The sequence below is a fragment of the Hydrogenophaga sp. T2 genome (genome assembly GCF_049843535.1).
Taxonomy (GTDB): Bacteria; Pseudomonadota; Gammaproteobacteria; order Burkholderiales; family Burkholderiaceae_C; genus Hydrogenophaga; species Hydrogenophaga crocea.
Genome location: NZ_JBBHZJ010000002.1, coordinates 701,519 through 717,013, shown reverse-complemented (window position 1 = coordinate 717,013; position 15,495 = coordinate 701,519). Strand labels below are relative to the sequence as shown.

The following is a 15,495-nucleotide window of genomic DNA, read 5'->3' as shown; positions in this document are numbered from 1 at the left end:
TGGCGACAACGTGTCGATCACCGTCAAGCTGATCGCGCCCATCGCCATGGAAGAAGGCCTGCGCTTTGCCATCCGCGAAGGCGGCCGCACCGTCGGCGCCGGCGTCGTGGCCAAGATCATCGAGTAATCGCCTGGGCAACCAGGGCAACAGCCGCGTAGGGGTATAGCTCAATTGGCAGAGCGTCGGTCTCCAAAACCGAAGGTTGGGGGTTCGATTCCCTCTGCCCCTGCCACCTGACAGGAACCGCATCCGTCCGATCCGATCACCTGTTTCGTGGATCACAAGCCCACCGAAGTCGCTGAGACCTCTGGTGGGCTTGCGTGTCTCATGCCCCCGGGGTGCGCACCCCGCGGTCCGAACAACCATCGTCTGAATCTCATGGCCTCCTCCGACGTTCAAACCGTTTCTTCTGGCGCCGACAAAGCCAAGCTGGGCTTGGCCGTGGCGTTGGTGCTGGGCGGTTTCGTGGCCTTCTACCTGCTGGGTGGCCGCGGCGCGTTGGCCCAGTGGGGCGCGCTGATCGTCGCGCTGGCCGCGGGCATCGCGGTGTTCGCGGTGTCCGAGTCGGGCAAGCAGCTGATCGCTTTCGGCCGCGACTCGTGGAAAGAGGTCAAGAAGGTGGTGTGGCCGGCCCGCAAGGAAGCCATGCAGATGACCGCCTACGTGTTCGTCTTCGTGGTGGTGATGGCGATCTTCCTGTGGCTGACCGACAAAACGCTGGAATGGGTCTTCTACGACCTGATCCTGCGCTGGAGATGACCCAATGACCGAACAACAGACGTCCGCGGCCCAGTTGGCCCCCGCCGAAGGCATGCGCTGGTATGTGGTGCATGCCTATTCGGGCATGGAGAAGGCCGCCGAGCGCAACATCATCGAGCGCATCAACCGCGCCGGCATGCAGGACAAGTTCGGCCGCATCCTCGTGCCCACCGAAGAGGTGGTCGAGGTCAAGAACGGCCAGAAGCGCACCACCGAACGCAAGTTCTTCCCCGGCTACGTGCTGGTGGAAATGGTGATGGACGACGACACCTGGCACCTGATCAAGCACACCAACAAGGTGACCGGCTTCGTCGGCGGTGCCAAGAACCGCCCCGTGCCCATCTCGGAAGAGGACGTTCAGAAGATCGTCAGCCAGATGCAGGAAGGCACCGACAAGCCGCGCCACAAGGTGGAGTTCGTGGTGGGCGAGTACGTGCGCGTCAAGGAAGGCCCCTTCACCGACTTCAACGGCACGGTCGAAGAAGTCAACTACGAGAAGAACAAGATGCGCGTGTCGGTGACCATCTTCGGTCGCGCCACGCCGGTCGAGCTCGAATTCAGCCAGGTCGAAAAGACCTGATCGTTTCCGGCGTTCGCGGGTCGGCCCGACGCGAGCGCCTTGATTTTTCCGGGTCCCCAAGCGCGAGGAGGTGGCTGATACCCACCGTTTGAACTCGCAGGAGCTGAAACATGGCGAAGAAAATCGTCGGCTTCATCAAGCTGCAGGTGCCAGCTGGTAAGGCCAACCCCTCTCCCCCGATCGGTCCGGCGCTGGGTCAGCGCGGTCTGAACATCATGGAGTTCTGCAAGGCGTTCAACGCCCAGACCCAGGGCGTCGAGCCCGGTCTGCCGCTGCCCGTGGTGATCACGGCCTTCGCGGACAAGAGCTTCACCTTCATCATCAAGACGCCGCCGGCGACGACCCTGATCAAGAAGGCCATCAAGCTCGACAAGGGCTCTTCGGTGCCCAACAAGAACAAGGTCGGCAAGATCACCCGGGCCCAGCTCGAGGAAATCGCCAAGACCAAGATGAAGGACATGACCGCTGCCGACGTGGACGCCGCTGTGCGCACGATCGCCGGTTCGGCCCGTTCGATGGGCGTGATCGTGGAGGGCGTGTAAATGGCCAAGCTCACCAAAAAGCAGAAACTGTCCGAAGGCAAGGTCGACAGCAACAAGCTGTACCCCCTGACCGACGCCCTGAAGATCGTTCAGGAATTCGCCACCGCCAAGTTCGATGAGTCGATCGACGTCTCGATCCAGCTCGGCGTGGACGCCAAGAAATCCGACCAGGTGGTGCGCGGCGCCGTCGTGATGCCCAACGGCACCGGCAAGACCAAGCGCGTGGCGGTGTTCGCCCAGGGCGCCAAGGCCGAAGAAGCCAAGGCCGCCGGTGCCGACATCGTCGGCATGGACGACCTCGCCGCTTCGGTGAAGGCCGGCAACATCGATTTCGACGTGGTCATCGCCTCGCCCGACGCGATGCGCGTGGTCGGTACCCTGGGTCAGGTGCTCGGTCCTCGCGGCCTGATGCCCAACCCCAAGGTCGGCACCGTGACGCCCGACGTGGCCACCGCGGTGAAGAACGCCAAGGCCGGTCAGGTGCAGTTCCGCGTCGACAAGGCCGGCATCATCCACGGCACCATTGGCCGCCGTTCGTTCGACGCCGCCAAGCTGCAGGGCAACCTGCTGGCGCTGATCGACGCCCTGAACAAGGCCAAGCCGGCCACCAGCAAGGGCGTGTACCTGCGCAAGCTGGCCGTCTCGTCGACCATGGGTGTGGGTGTCCGCGTGGACACCCAGACGCTGTCGGCCTGATGGTTTGAAGAATTCGGGCGGCCTCGGCCGCCCGGGTGTGGTGGGTCCGGAGCGGGCGGCAACGCCGGCCCCGGGGCCATCCAAGACCGTTGGCGTGGGCCTTCACGGGCCCACTTAATTCCCCACCGGGGGCCAACGCAGATGGCGATCCCGCCGCTGAAAGAAATCCCAGGGTTTCGGACATCGGTTGATCGCTGCAATGAGGCGTGTGAAGGGTGGCAACACCCCCGCACATTGAAGGAGTGAACCTTGAGTCTGAATCGCAGTGAGAAAGAAGCGGTCATCACCGAAGTGACCGGCCTCGCCGCCAAAGCTCAAACCCTCGTGATCGCGGAATACCGCGGCATCACGGTCGCTTCCATGGACAAGCTGCGTGTGACCGCCCGCAACAGCGGCGTGAGCCTGAGCGTGTTGAAAAACACCCTGGCCCGCCGTGCGGTCGCCGGCAGCCCGTTCGAGGTCGTGGCCGACAAGATGACCGGTCCGCTGGTCTACGGCTTCTCCGAAGACGCTGTGGCCGCCGCCAAGGTGGTGGCCGAGTTCGCGAAGACCAACGACAAGCTGGTCATTCGCGGCGGTGTCTACGCGGGCAAGGCGCTGGACGTCGAAGGTGTGAAGCAGCTCGCCAGCATCCCCTCGAAAGAGGTCCTGCTCGCGCAGCTTTGTGGCCTGCTCAAATCGCCGATCTCCCGCACCGCGGTGGTCCTCGGCGCGCTGGCCGCGAAAAAAGGCGAAGGCGAAACCGCTGCCGCCTGAGCGCGCGCAGTGTCCCCCCATTCAACCGATTGATAGGAAACCCAAATGGCATTCGATAAAGACGCATTTCTGACCGCCCTGGACAGCATGTCGGTCATGGAACTCAACGACCTGGTGAAAGCCATCGAAGAGAAGTTCGGCGTGAGCGCCGCGGCCATGGCCGCTCCGGCCGCCGCCGGTGGTGGCGCCGCTGCCGCCGCCGCTGAAGAGAAGACCGAATTCAACGTCGTGCTGACCGACGCCGGCGCCAACAAGGTGTCCGTCATCAAGGCCGTGCGCGAAATCACCGGTCTGGGCCTGAAAGAAGCCAAAGACCTGGTCGACGGCGCGCCCAAGAACGTGAAAGAAGGCATTGCCAAGGCCGACGCCGAAGCCGCCGTGAAGAAGCTGGTGGAAGCCGGCGCCAAGGCCGAGCTCAAGTAATCCGCTCGACCCCGCAGGCTGGAGTGCTCGAAAGGGCCTCCAGCCTTGTGTGCTTTCAGAGCACACCTGAAAACCACCCCCGCGCCGGTTTTCAAGTGTCTTCTGACCCCGACTGCAGAAGACCACTTGGTTCGGGCCCGCGTGCAATGCGCGGGCCGTCCGCCATCGGTTGGTAGAGGCCAGCCACCAAGCTCGTCAGCGCAGCGCGCCGCTGACCGACAGTCGCCAAGACCTCAAGCCCGGAGATCTCATGGCATCGAATTACTCGTACACCGAACGCAAGCGCATCCGGAAAAGTTTCGGCACGCGCGAGAACGTGCTGACCATTCCTTACCTGCTGCAGATGCAGAAGGATGCGTACACCGCCTTCCTGCAGGCCGACACGCCGCCCAAGCAGCGCACCAACGAAGGTCTGCAGGCCGCGTTCACCTCGGCGTTCCCCATCGTCTCGCACAACGGCTTCGTCGAGATGAAGTTCGTCGAGTACAACCTGGCCAAGCCCGCGTTCGACGTGCGCGAGTGCCAGACCCGCGGCCTGACCTTCGCGTCGGCCGTGCGCGCGCGTGTGCAGCTCATCATCTACGACCGCGAGTCGTCCACCCCGCAATCGAAGGTGGTCAAAGAGGTGAAGGAGCAAGAGGTCTACATGGGCGAAGTGCCCCTGATGACCGACAAGGGCTCGTTCATCATCAACGGCACCGAGCGCGTGATCGTCTCGCAGCTGCACCGCTCGCCGGGCGTTTTCTTCGAACACGACAAGGGCAAGACGCACAGCTCGGGCAAGCTGCTGTTCTCGGCCCGCATCATTCCCTACCGCGGCTCCTGGCTCGACTTCGAATTCGACCCCAAGGACGTGCTGTTCTTCCGCGTCGACCGCCGCCGCAAGATGCCGGTCACCATCCTGCTCAAGGCCATCGGCCTGACGCCGGAATCGATCCTGGCCAACTTCTTCGTCAACGACCACTTCCGCATCATGGACAGCGGCGCGCAGATGGCCTTCGTGCCCGAGCGCCTGCGCGGTGAGGTGGCGCGCTTCGACATCACCGACAAGTCGGGCAAGGTCGTGGTCGCGAAAGACAAGCGCATCACCGCGCGCCACACGCGCGAACTCGAGCAGTCGGGCACCACGCACATCAGCGTGCCCGAAGACTTCCTGATCGGCCGCGTGGTCGCCAAGAACATCGTTGACCCCGACAGCGGCGAGATCCTGGCCAAGGCCAACGACGAACTGACCGAAGCGCTGCTCAAGAAGCTGCGCGCCGCCGGCATCCAGGACCTGGCCTGCATCTACACCAACGAACTCGACCAGGGCGCCTACATCAGCCAGACCCTGCGCATCGACGAGACGGTGGACGAGTTCGCCGCCCGCGTGGCCATCTACCGCATGATGCGCCCCGGCGAGCCGCCGACCGAAGACGCCGTGCAGGCCCTGTTCCACCGCCTGTTCTACAACCCGGACACGTACGACCTGTCGCGCGTGGGCCGCATGAAATTCAACGCCCGCGTCGGCCGCAACGAAGCGACCGGCCCGATGGTGCTGTCCAACGAAGACATCCTGGCCGTGGTCAAGATCCTCGTGGACCTGCGCAACGGCCGCGGCGAAGTCGACGACATCGACCACCTGGGCAACCGCCGCGTGCGCTGCGTGGGCGAACTGGCCGAGAACCAGTACCGCACCGGCCTCGCGCGCATCGAGAAGGCCGTGAAGGAGCGCCTCGGCCAGGCCGAGCAAGACCCGCTGATGCCGCACGACCTGATCAACTCCAAGCCGATTTCCGCGGCGCTCAAGGAGTTCTTCGGCGCCTCGCAGTTGTCGCAGTTCATGGACCAGACCAACCCGCTGGCCGAGATCACGCACAAGCGCCGCGTCTCGGCCCTGGGCCCGGGTGGTCTGACGCGCGAGCGCGCCGGCTTCGAGGTGCGCGACGTGCACGTCACGCACTACGGCCGCGTGTGCCCGATCGAGACGCCGGAAGGTCCGAACATCGGCCTGATCAACTCGCTGGCCCTGTATGCGCGCCTCAACGAGTACGGCTTCATCGAAACGCCGTACCGCCGCGTGGTCGACGGCAAGGTCACGAACCAGATCGACTACCTGTCGGCCATCGAAGAAGGCAAGTACGTGATCGCGCAGGCCAACGCCGTGCTCGACAAGGACGGCCGCCTGACCGAAGAGCTGGTGTCCGCCCGTGAAAAAGGCGAATCGATCCTGACCGGCCCCGACACCATCCAGTACATGGACGTGTCGCCGGCGCAGATCGTCTCGGTGGCCGCCTCGCTCGTGCCCTTCCTCGAGCACGACGACGCCAACCGCGCGCTGATGGGCGCCAACATGTCGCGCCAGGCCGTGCCCGTGCTGCGTCCCGAGAAGCCCTTCGTGGGCACCGGCATCGAGCGCGTGGCCGCGGTCGACTCCGGCACCGTGGTCACCGCGAACCGCGGCGGCGTGGTCGACTACGTCGACGCCACCCGCATCGTGATCCGCGTGAACGACGAGGAGGCGGTGGCCGGCGAGGTCGGCGTGGACATCTACAACCTCATCAAGTACCAGCGCTCCAACCAGAACACCAACATCCACCAGCGCCCCATCGTGAAGAAGGGCGACAAGCTGGCCAAGGGTGACGTGATCGCAGACGGCGCGTCCACCGACCTCGGCGAGATCTCGATCGGCCAGAACATGCTGATCGCTTTCATGCCCTGGAACGGCTACAACTTCGAGGACTCGATCCTCATCAGCGAACGCGTGGTGGCCGACGACCGCTACACCAGCATCCACATCGAGGAGCTGGTGGTGATGGCGCGCGACACCAAGCTGGGCGCCGAAGAGATCACCCGCGACATCCCGAACCTGGCCGAGCAGCAGCTCAACCGCCTCGACGAGTCCGGCATCATCTACGTGGGCGCCGAAGTGCTGCCCGGCGACGTGCTGGTCGGCAAGGTCACGCCCAAGGGCGAGACCACGCTCACGCCCGAAGAGAAGCTGCTGCGCGCCATCTTCGGCGAGAAGGCGTCCGACGTGAAGGACACCTCGCTGCGCGTGGAGCAGGGCTCGCAGGGCACCGTGATCGACGTGCAGGTGTTCACCCGCGAAGGCATCCAGCGCGACAAGCGCGCCCAGCAGATCATCGACGACGAGCTCAAGCGCTTCCGCCTCGATCTGAACGACCAGCTGCGCATCGTCGAGGCCGACGCCTTCGACCGCATCGAGAAGCTGCTCGTGGGCAAGGTCGCCAACGGCGGTCCGAAGAAGCTCAACAAGGGCACCACCATCGACAAGGCCTACCTGGCCGACGTCGAGAAGTACCACTGGTTCGACATCCGCCCCGCGGACGAGAACGTGGCCGCCCAGCTCGAGTCGATCAAGAACTCGATGGAGCAGACCCGCCACAGCTTCGACCTCGCGTTCGAAGAGAAGCGCAAGAAGCTCACGCAAGGCGACGAGCTGCCCGCCGGCGTGCTCAAGATGGTCAAGGTTTACCTGGCCGTCAAGCGCCGCCTGCAGCCTGGCGACAAGATGGCCGGCCGTCACGGCAACAAGGGTGTGGTCTCCAAGATCGTGCCCGTGGAAGACATGCCCTACATGGCCGACGGCACGCCCGCCGACGTGGTGCTCAACCCGCTGGGCGTGCCTTCGCGCATGAACGTGGGCCAGGTGCTCGAAGTGCACCTGGGCTGGGCCGCCAAGGGCCTGGGCCAGCGCATCGGCGACATGCTGCAGCGCGAAGCCAAGGTCGCGGAAATTCGCCAGTACCTCGACACCGTCTTCAACCAGATGGGCAAGAAGGAAGACTTCTCCGCGCTGTCCGACGCCGAGGTGCTCGAGATGGCCGACAACCTGCAGCACGGCGTGCCCTTCGCGTCGCCCGTGTTCGACGGCGCGTCGGAAGACGAGATCCGCGCCATGCTCAAGTTGGCCTACCCGGACGACATCGCCGCGCTCAAGGGCCTCACCGAGACCCGCACGCAGGCGCAGCTCTACGACGGCCGCACCGGCGACGCCTTCGAGCGCAAGACCACCGTGGGCTACATGCACTTCCTGAAGCTGCACCACCTGGTCGACGACAAGATGCACGCCCGCTCCACCGGCCCGTACTCGCTCGTCACCCAGCAGCCGCTGGGCGGCAAGGCGCAATTCGGTGGCCAGCGTTTCGGCGAGATGGAGGTGTGGGCGCTCGAAGCCTACGGCGCCTCGTACATCCTGCAAGAGATGCTCACCGTCAAGTCCGACGACGTGCAGGGCCGCACCAAGGTGTACGAGTCCATCGTCAAGGGCGAGCACACCATCGACGCGGGCATGCCCGAGTCGTTCAACGTGCTGGTCAAAGAGATCCGCTCGCTCGGTATCGACATCGAACTCGAGCGTTCGTGATCCACTGAAGTAAAGGAAAGCTCACATGAAATCCTTGCTCGACCTGTTCAAGCAGTTCACGCCCGACGAGCATTTCGATGCGATCCGCATCGGCCTGGCCTCGCCGGAAAAAATCCGCTCCTGGTCCTTCGGTGAAGTCAAGAAGCCCGAGACCATCAACTACCGCACGTTCAAGCCCGAGCGCGACGGCCTGTTCTGCGCCAAGATCTTCGGCCCCATCAAGGACTACGAGTGCCTGTGCGGCAAGTACAAGCGCCTCAAGCACCGCGGTGTCATCTGCGAGAAGTGCGGCGTTGAAGTCACGCAGACCAAGGTGCGCCGCGAGCGCATGGGTCACATCGACCTGGCCGCGCCCTGCGCGCACATCTGGTTCCTGAAGTCGCTGCCCTCGCGCCTGGGCCTGGTGCTCGACATGACGCTGCGCGACATCGAGCGCGTGCTGTACTTCGAAGCCTACGTGGTGACCGACCCCGGCATGACCCCGCTGAAGAAGTTCAGCATCATGTCCGAGGACGACTACGACGCCAAGCGCAAGGAATACGGTGACGAGTTCGTCGCCAAGATGGGCGCCGAGGGCATCAAGGAGCTGCTGGAGAACATCGATCTCGACGTCGAGATCGAGAAGCTGCGCAACGACCTGACCGGCTCCGAGCTCAAGATCAAGAAGAACGCCAAGCGCCTCAAGGTCATCGAGGCCTTCAAGCGCTCGGGCATCAAGCCCGAGTGGATGGTGCTCGACGTGCTGCCCGTGCTGCCGCCGGACCTGCGTCCGCTGGTGCCGCTGGACGGTGGCCGCTTCGCGACCTCCGACCTCAACGACCTGTACCGCCGCGTCATCAACCGCAACAGCCGTCTCAAGCGCCTGCTCGAACTCAAGGCGCCCGAGATCATTGCGCGCAACGAGAAGCGCATGCTGCAGGAAGCCGTCGACAGCCTGCTCGACAACGGCCGCCGCGGCAAGGCCATGACGGGCGCCAACAAGCGCGCGCTCAAGTCGCTGGCCGACATGATCAAGGGCAAGAGCGGCCGCTTCCGCCAGAACCTGCTGGGCAAGCGCGTCGACTACTCGGGCCGTTCGGTCATCGTGGTGGGCCCGACGCTCAAGCTGCACCAGTGCGGCCTGCCCAAGCTGATGGCGCTCGAGCTGTTCAAGCCCTTCATCTTCTCGCGCCTCGAAGCCATGGGCATCGCGACCACCATCAAGGCCGCGAAGAAGGAAGTGGAAGCCGGCACCCCCGTGGTGTGGGACATCCTCGAAGAGGTCATCAAGGAGCACCCGGTTCTGCTGAACCGCGCGCCCACGCTGCACCGCCTGGGCATCCAGGCCTTCGAGCCCATCCTGATCGAGGGCAAGGCGATCCAGCTGCACCCGCTCGTTTGCGCGGCCTTCAACGCCGACTTCGACGGTGACCAGATGGCCGTGCACGTGCCGCTGTCGGTGGAAGCCCAGCTGGAAGCCCGCACGCTGATGCTGGCCTCCAACAACGTGCTGTTCCCCGCCAACGGCGAGCCCTCCATCGTGCCCTCGCAGGACGTGGTGCTGGGCCTGTACTACGCCACCCGCGAGAAGATCAACGGCAAGGGCGAAGGCATGATCTTCGCCGACCTGCCCGAGCTGCAACGCGCGCTCGACAACGGCGTGGTGGAGCTCACCGCGCGCGTGAGCGTGCGCCTGGTCGAATGGACCAAGGACAAGGCCACGGGCGAGTTCGTGTCCAACCTCAAGCTGGTCGACACCACCGTGGGCCGCGCGCTGCTGTCCGAGATCCTGCCCAAGGGCCTGCCCTTCTCGGTGCTGGACAAGCCGCTCAAGAAGAAGGAAATCTCGCGTCTCATCAACACGAGCTTCCGCAAGTGCGGCCTCAAGGAGACCGTGGTCTTCGCCGACAAGCTGCTGCAGAACGGCTTCCGCCTGGCCACGCGCGCCGGCATCTCGATCGCCGTCGACGACATGCTGGTGCCCAAGGAGAAGAGCGGCATCATCGAGCGCGCCGAGTCCGAGGTGAAGGAAATCGCCCAGCAGTACGCCTCCGGTCTCGTGACCGCCGGCGAGCGCTACAACAAGGTGGTGGACATCTGGGGCAAGGCCGGTGACGAGATCTCCAAGGTCATGATGGCCCAGCTGGCCAAGCAGAAGACCACCGACCGCAGCGGCAAGGAAGTGGACCAGGAGTCGTTCAACTCCATCTACATGATGGCCGACTCGGGCGCCCGCGGTTCCGCGGCGCAGATCCGCCAGCTCGCCGGCATGCGCGGCCTGATGGCCAAGCCCGACGGCTCCATCATCGAGACCCCCATCACGGCGAACTTCCGTGAAGGTCTCAACGTGCTGCAGTACTTCATCTCCACGCACGGTGCGCGAAAGGGTCTGGCCGACACCGCGCTGAAGACCGCGAACTCGGGTTACCTGACCCGCCGTCTCGTGGACGTGACGCAGGACCTGGTGGTGACCCAGCAGGACTGCGGCACCAGCAACGGCACCCTGATGCGCGCCATCGTCGAAGGCGGTGAAGTCATCGAATCGCTGCGCGACCGCGTGCTCGGCCGCACCACGGCCGAAGAGGTGATCCACCCCGAGACGCGCGCGGTGCTCGTGCCCGCGGGCGAGATGCTCGACGAGGACATGCTCGACATGCTGGAAGCGGCGGGCGTGGACGAGGTGAAGGTGCGCACCGCGCTGACCTGCGAAACCCGCTACGGCCTGTGCGCCAAGTGCTACGGCCGCGACCTCGGCCGCGGCGGCCTGGCCAACATCGGCGAAGCGGTGGGCGTGATCGCCGCGCAGTCCATCGGTGAACCCGGCACCCAGCTGACCATGCGCACCTTCCACATCGGTGGTGCGGCCTCGCGTGCGGCGGTGGCCTCGAGCGTGGAAGCCAAGTCCAGCGGCGTGATCGGCTTCAACGCCACCATGCGCTACGTGACCAACTCCAAGGGCGAGCTGGTGGTGATCGCGCGTTCGGGCGAGATCATCATCCAGGACGAACACGGCCGCGAGCGCGAGCGCCACAAGGTGCCGTACGGCGCCATCCTGACCATCAAGGCCGACCAGCAGATCAAGGCCGGCACCATCCTGGCCAACTGGGACCCGCTGACCCGACCCATCATCACGGAATTCGCCGGCACGGTGAAGTTCGAGAACGTGGAAGAGGGCCTCACCGTCGCCAAGCAGGTCGACGACGTGACCGGTCTGTCCACGCTGGTGGTGATCGATCCCAAGCGCCGCGGCGCCACCAAGGTGGTGCGTCCGCAGGTGAAGCTGGTCGACGCCTCGGGCAGCGAGGTGAAGATCCCCGGCACCGATCACGCCGTGACCATCGGCTTCCAGGTCGGCGCGCTGATCCAGGTGCGCGATGGCCAGGACGTGGGCCCCGGCGAAGTGCTGGCCCGCATCCCGGTCGAAGGCCAGAAGACCCGCGACATCACGGGTGGTCTGCCGCGCGTGGCCGAGCTGTTCGAGGCGCGTTCGCCCAAGGACGCCGGCATCCTCGCGGAAATGACCGGTACCGTGTCGTTCGGCAAGGAGACCAAGGGCAAGATCCGCCTGCAGATCACCGACCCCGAAGGCAAGGTCTGGGAAGAGCTCATCCCGAAAGAGAAGAACATCCTGGTGCACGAAGGCCAGGTGGTCAACAAGGGCGAGAGCATCGTCGACGGCCCCGCCGATCCGCAGGACATCCTGCGCCTGCTGGGCATGGAAGAGCTCGCGCGCTACATCGTCGATGAGGTGCAGGACGTCTACCGCCTGCAGGGCGTGAAGATCAACGACAAGCACATCGAGGTGATCGTGCGCCAGATGCTGCGCCGCGTCGTGGTCGAGAACCCGGGCGATTCGTCCTACATCGCCGGCGAGCAGGTCGAGCGTTCGGAGATCCTCAACACCAACGACGCCCTGCGCGCCGACGGCAAGATCCCCGCGACCTACAGCAACGTGCTGCTCGGTATCACCAAGGCCTCGCTGTCGACCGACTCGTTCATCTCCGCGGCGTCCTTCCAGGAAACCACGCGCGTGCTGACCGAAGCGGCCATCATGGGCAAGCGCGACGAACTGCGTGGTCTGAAGGAAAACGTCATCGTCGGTCGCCTGATCCCCGCGGGCACCGGCATGGCCTACCACGAGGCGCGCCGCGCCCGCGAGAAGATGGACGACGAAGAACGCCGCGCCATCGCCGAAGCCGACGCACTGTCGCTCGCGGCCGACCAGGCCGATGCGGCCGCCACGGGCGAAGCGGCCGAGTAATCCGCCGCGTTCATCCGCAAGGCAAGGCCCCCGGTCGCAAGGCCGGGGGCCTTTCTTTCTGCGGCGCCGGACCTTGCGGCAAGATCGCCGGCGCGCGCATGGCGCGCACACACGAGGAGTGGGAACGATGAGCGTTGCGCAATGGGTCTTGCTGGTGCTGGTGCTGGTCATCGGCTTCTGGGCCGTCGGGGCCTACAACCGGCTGGTGCGCCTGCGCAACGGCATCGCGAACGCCTTTGCGCAGATCGACGTACAGCTCAAGCGCCGCCACGACCTGGTACCCAACCTCGTGGAAGTGGCGCGCAAGTACCTCGCGCACGAAGCCCAGACGCTCGAGGCCGTGATCGCCGCGCGCAACCAGGCGCGCACGGCCGAGCAGGCCGCGGCGGGCGCGCCGCTGGCCGCGGGCGTCGTGGGCACGCTGTCGGGCGCCGAGCAGTTGCTCGGCGGCGCGCTCGGCCGCCTCATGGCCGTGACCGAGGACTATCCCGAACTCAAGGCCGACGCGACCATGCGCGAGCTCAGCGAAGAGCTCGCGAGCACCGAGAACCGCATCGGCTTCGCGCGCCAGGCCTACAACGACCACACGCTGGCCTACAACGACGCGGTGCAGGAATTCCCGGCGCTGATCCTGGCGCGCCTGTTCGGCTTCACGCCGCAGGCCATGCTCGAATCGACCACCAGCGACGCCGAGCGGCAGCCCGTGCGGGTGCAGTTCTGAGCGGCCGCGGCCGGCCCGGAGCGCGATGCGTTTCTTCGAGTCCCAACGCGAGGCCCGCGCGCGCAGCCGGCGCCTGGTGCTGGCCTTCGGGCTCACGGTGCTGCTGCTGGTGCTCGCGGTCAACCTCGCGCTCGCGCTCGGCTGGTGGCTCAGCGGGGGCTTCTTCTTCTCCGGGGCACTGCGGTTCCCGCGCCACTTCTGGGCCGTCAACACCGGCATGACGCTGTTCTTCGTGCTCGGGGGCTGGTGGCTCGAAACCTCGCAGCTGCAGCACCAGGGCGCGGTGCGGCTGGCCGAACGCATGGGCGCACGCGCGCTCAGGCCCTCGGGCGAGCCGGCCGAGCAGCGCTTCGCGAACATCGTGGACGAACTCGCCATCGCCTCGGGCCTGCCTCGCCCGGTGGCCATGGTGGTTGCGCGCGACGCCGCCATCAACGCCTTCGCCACCGGCTGGGATGCCGACGGTGCGGTCGTGGCCGTCACCCAGGGCGCACTCGACCAGCTCACGCGCGAAGAGTTGCAAGGCCTGGTGGCGCACGAGCTGGGCCACATCGGCGAGGGTGACACCCGGCTGAACCTGCGCCTCGCCGGCATGGTGTTCGGCCTCGAAATGGTCTACCGGCTCGGGCAGCGCCTGCTCGAACCCGACGAACGCGGCGGCCGCTTCCTGTGGGCCGTGATGGGTTTCTTCCTGATGGCCGCGGGCTGGCTCGGCTGGGTCGCGGGCCATGCGCTGCAGGCCGCGGTGTCGCGCCAGCGCGAGTTCCTCGCCGACGCGCGCGCCGTGCAATGGACGCGCAGCCGCGACGGCCTGGGCGGGGTGCTGCGCAAGGTCATGACGCAGCAGCGCGAAGGCGTTGAAGCGCGCGCCATCGGCGCGCCGCTGCAGCACCTGCTGCTGGTCGGCAACGCCCCCGGCCGCCTGGACCGCTGGCTCGATTCGCACCCGCCGCTGGCCGAGCGTGTGCGCCGCATCTATGGCCGGCCCATGGGCCCGTTGCCGCTCGCGCGGCCCGAGCCCGTGGGCGATCCCACCGTCCACCCCGCATGAGCGCTCCTTCCGTTTCCCCCTCAGCCCCCACCCTGGGCCAGCAGCTCGCGCACACGGCCCGTGCCGTGCTCGCGGTGCGCCAGGGCCGCTCGCTCACCGACGCACTGGCCGATGTGCCCGCACCACTGCGCGCGGGCGTGCAGGCGCTGGCCTTTCACTCACTGCGCGAGCTCGGCACCTGCGAGGCCCTGGTCGCACAGCTCGCCGAGCGCGCGCCGCCGCCGCCCCTGCGCGCGCTGATGTGCGCGGCGCTGGCGCTGCTGACCGCACCCGACGTGCCCGGCGCGCGCTACGCGGCGCACACCGTGGTCGACCAGGCGGTGCGCGCCGCGCAGCACGAGCCGCGCTGGCAGCGCCAGGCCGGCTTCCTCAACGCCTGCCTGCGCCGCTACCTGCGCGAGACCGAGGCCTTGCGCGCCGCGGTCGCGAGCGACCCGGTGGCGCAGTGGAACCACCCGCGCTGGTGGATCGAACGCGTGCAGCGCGACCACCCCGAGGCCTGGCGGGCCATCCTCACGGCCAACAACCACCCCGGGCCCATGACCCTGCGCGTGAACCGCCGCCGCACCACGCGCGAGGCGCTGGCGCAGGCGCTTGCGCAGCAGGGTGTGGCCAGCCGCGCGGTGGGCGACGATGGCCTGGAGCTTGCGCGGGCCCTGCCCGTGGAGCAGCTGCCCGGCTTCGCCGCCGGCAATTGCTCGGTGCAGGACGAGGCCGCCCAGCTCGCCGCCCCGCTGCTGCTGCAAGGCCTGCCCGCCGGGGCGCGCCCGCGCGTGCTCGACGCCTGCGCCGCGCCCGGCGGCAAGACCGCGCACCTGCTCGAACGCGCCGACGCCGATCTGCTCGCGCTCGACGTCGACCCGCAGCGCTGCCAGCGCATCACCGACAACCTGCAGCGCCTGGGCCTGCAGGCCGAGGTGCGCTGCGCCGACGCCGCACAGCCGCCCACCTGGTGGGACGGCCGGCCTTTCGACGCCATCCTGCTCGACGCGCCGTGCACCGCCTCGGGTATCGTGCGCCGCCACCCCGACGTGCGCTGGTTGCGCCGCGACAGCGACGTGGCCACGCTCGCGCGCACCCAGCGCGCGCTGCTCGACGCCCTCTGGCCGCTGCTGCGCGAAGGCGGTCGGCTGGTGTACGCCACCTGCTCGGTGTTCCGCGCCGAGGGCAGCGAGCAGCTGCAAGCGTTCCTTCAGCGCCACACCGACGCGCTTTCCGCCCCCGCCCCGGGCCACCTGTTGCCAGGGCTTCCCGATACGGTGGGGGAGTTCAACGACAATCGATCGCGTGGACCGGACGGCTTCTATTACGCCTGCATCGACAAGGCCCGCGCCCGCTGAACCCGGCCGAGCCGGCC

General features: G+C 66.7%; 11 protein-coding genes, 1 tRNA gene and 1 pseudogene. All 13 read left to right on the top strand.

The window, feature by feature from the left end; genetic code table 11:
- Nucleotides 1-127: pseudogene (locus WDZ95_RS07025) on the top strand (elongation factor Tu); the annotation flags it as partial.
- Nucleotides 128-157: 30 nt separating this feature from the next.
- A tRNA-Trp gene (locus WDZ95_RS07020) sits at nucleotides 158-233 on the top strand.
- 146 nt (nucleotides 234-379) lie between these two features.
- Nucleotides 380-760 (top strand): preprotein translocase subunit SecE, encoded by a 381-nt coding sequence (gene secE / locus WDZ95_RS07015; protein WP_166229675.1) that lies wholly within the window; start codon nucleotides 380-382, stop codon nucleotides 758-760.
- A 4-nt stretch (nucleotides 761-764) separates the two neighbouring features.
- Nucleotides 765-1,340, top strand: a complete 576-nt coding sequence (gene nusG / locus WDZ95_RS07010; RefSeq protein WP_425777248.1) for a transcription termination/antitermination protein NusG — start codon at nucleotides 765-767, stop codon at nucleotides 1,338-1,340.
- A gap of 110 nt (nucleotides 1,341-1,450) precedes the next feature.
- Nucleotides 1,451-1,882: a 50S ribosomal protein L11 gene (rplK, locus tag WDZ95_RS07005; protein WP_137922451.1), complete on the top strand. Its 432-nt coding sequence runs from the start codon at nucleotides 1,451-1,453 to the stop codon at nucleotides 1,880-1,882.
- A complete protein-coding gene (rplA, locus tag WDZ95_RS07000; protein ID WP_166229679.1) occupies nucleotides 1,883-2,578 on the top strand; it encodes a 50S ribosomal protein L1 in 696 nt (231 codons plus the stop codon).
- Between the two features lie 249 nt (nucleotides 2,579-2,827).
- The gene (gene rplJ / locus WDZ95_RS06995; RefSeq protein ID WP_166229681.1) at nucleotides 2,828-3,334 is read left to right on the top strand and encodes a 50S ribosomal protein L10; all 507 of its coding nucleotides are present in this window, start codon (nucleotides 2,828-2,830) and stop codon (nucleotides 3,332-3,334) included.
- A gap of 45 nt (nucleotides 3,335-3,379) precedes the next feature.
- A complete protein-coding gene (rplL, locus tag WDZ95_RS06990) occupies nucleotides 3,380-3,757 on the top strand; it encodes a 50S ribosomal protein L7/L12 (RefSeq protein ID WP_166229683.1) in 378 nt (125 codons plus the stop codon).
- Nucleotides 3,758-4,007: 250 nt separating this feature from the next.
- Nucleotides 4,008-8,126, top strand: a complete 4,119-nt coding sequence (gene rpoB, locus WDZ95_RS06985; protein WP_425777245.1) for a DNA-directed RNA polymerase subunit beta — start codon at nucleotides 4,008-4,010, stop codon at nucleotides 8,124-8,126.
- Nucleotides 8,127-8,151: 25 nt separating this feature from the next.
- Nucleotides 8,152-12,366: a DNA-directed RNA polymerase subunit beta' gene (gene rpoC / locus WDZ95_RS06980; RefSeq protein WP_425777243.1), complete on the top strand. Its 4,215-nt coding sequence runs from the start codon at nucleotides 8,152-8,154 to the stop codon at nucleotides 12,364-12,366.
- A 127-nt stretch (nucleotides 12,367-12,493) separates the two neighbouring features.
- Nucleotides 12,494-13,087: a LemA family protein gene (locus WDZ95_RS06975; RefSeq protein WP_425777241.1), complete on the top strand. Its 594-nt coding sequence runs from the start codon at nucleotides 12,494-12,496 to the stop codon at nucleotides 13,085-13,087.
- A gap of 25 nt (nucleotides 13,088-13,112) precedes the next feature.
- Entirely contained in the window at nucleotides 13,113-14,138 is a 1,026-nt protein-coding gene (locus tag WDZ95_RS06970) for a M48 family metalloprotease (protein WP_425777239.1), read from the top strand.
- Nucleotides 14,135-15,478, top strand: coding sequence for a 16S rRNA (cytosine(967)-C(5))-methyltransferase RsmB (gene rsmB / locus WDZ95_RS06965; protein WP_425777237.1), 1,344 nt, complete (start codon nucleotides 14,135-14,137; stop codon nucleotides 15,476-15,478). The genes WDZ95_RS06970 and rsmB overlap by 4 nt, the downstream gene beginning before the upstream one ends.
- Nucleotides 15,479-15,495 lie beyond the last annotated feature (17 nt).

What these genes read in the sequence shown, in the direction of transcription:
- secE (WP_166229675.1), top strand. Translation starts at nt 380, where the DNA reads ATGGCCTCCTCCGACGTTCAAACCGTTTCTTCTGGCGCCGACAAAGCC.
- nusG (WP_425777248.1), top strand. Translation starts at nt 765, where the DNA reads ATGACCGAACAACAGACGTCCGCGGCCCAGTTGGCCCCCGCCGAAGGC.
- rplK (WP_137922451.1), top strand. Translation starts at nt 1,451, where the DNA reads ATGGCGAAGAAAATCGTCGGCTTCATCAAGCTGCAGGTGCCAGCTGGT.
- rplA (WP_166229679.1), top strand. Translation starts at nt 1,883, where the DNA reads ATGGCCAAGCTCACCAAAAAGCAGAAACTGTCCGAAGGCAAGGTCGAC.
- rplL (WP_166229683.1), top strand. Translation starts at nt 3,380, where the DNA reads ATGGCATTCGATAAAGACGCATTTCTGACCGCCCTGGACAGCATGTCG.
- rpoB (WP_425777245.1), top strand. Translation starts at nt 4,008, where the DNA reads ATGGCATCGAATTACTCGTACACCGAACGCAAGCGCATCCGGAAAAGT.
- rpoC (WP_425777243.1), top strand. Translation starts at nt 8,152, where the DNA reads ATGAAATCCTTGCTCGACCTGTTCAAGCAGTTCACGCCCGACGAGCAT.
- WDZ95_RS06975 (WP_425777241.1), top strand. Translation starts at nt 12,494, where the DNA reads ATGAGCGTTGCGCAATGGGTCTTGCTGGTGCTGGTGCTGGTCATCGGC.
- WDZ95_RS06970 (WP_425777239.1), top strand. Translation starts at nt 13,113, where the DNA reads ATGCGTTTCTTCGAGTCCCAACGCGAGGCCCGCGCGCGCAGCCGGCGC.
- rsmB (WP_425777237.1), top strand. Translation starts at nt 14,135, where the DNA reads ATGAGCGCTCCTTCCGTTTCCCCCTCAGCCCCCACCCTGGGCCAGCAG.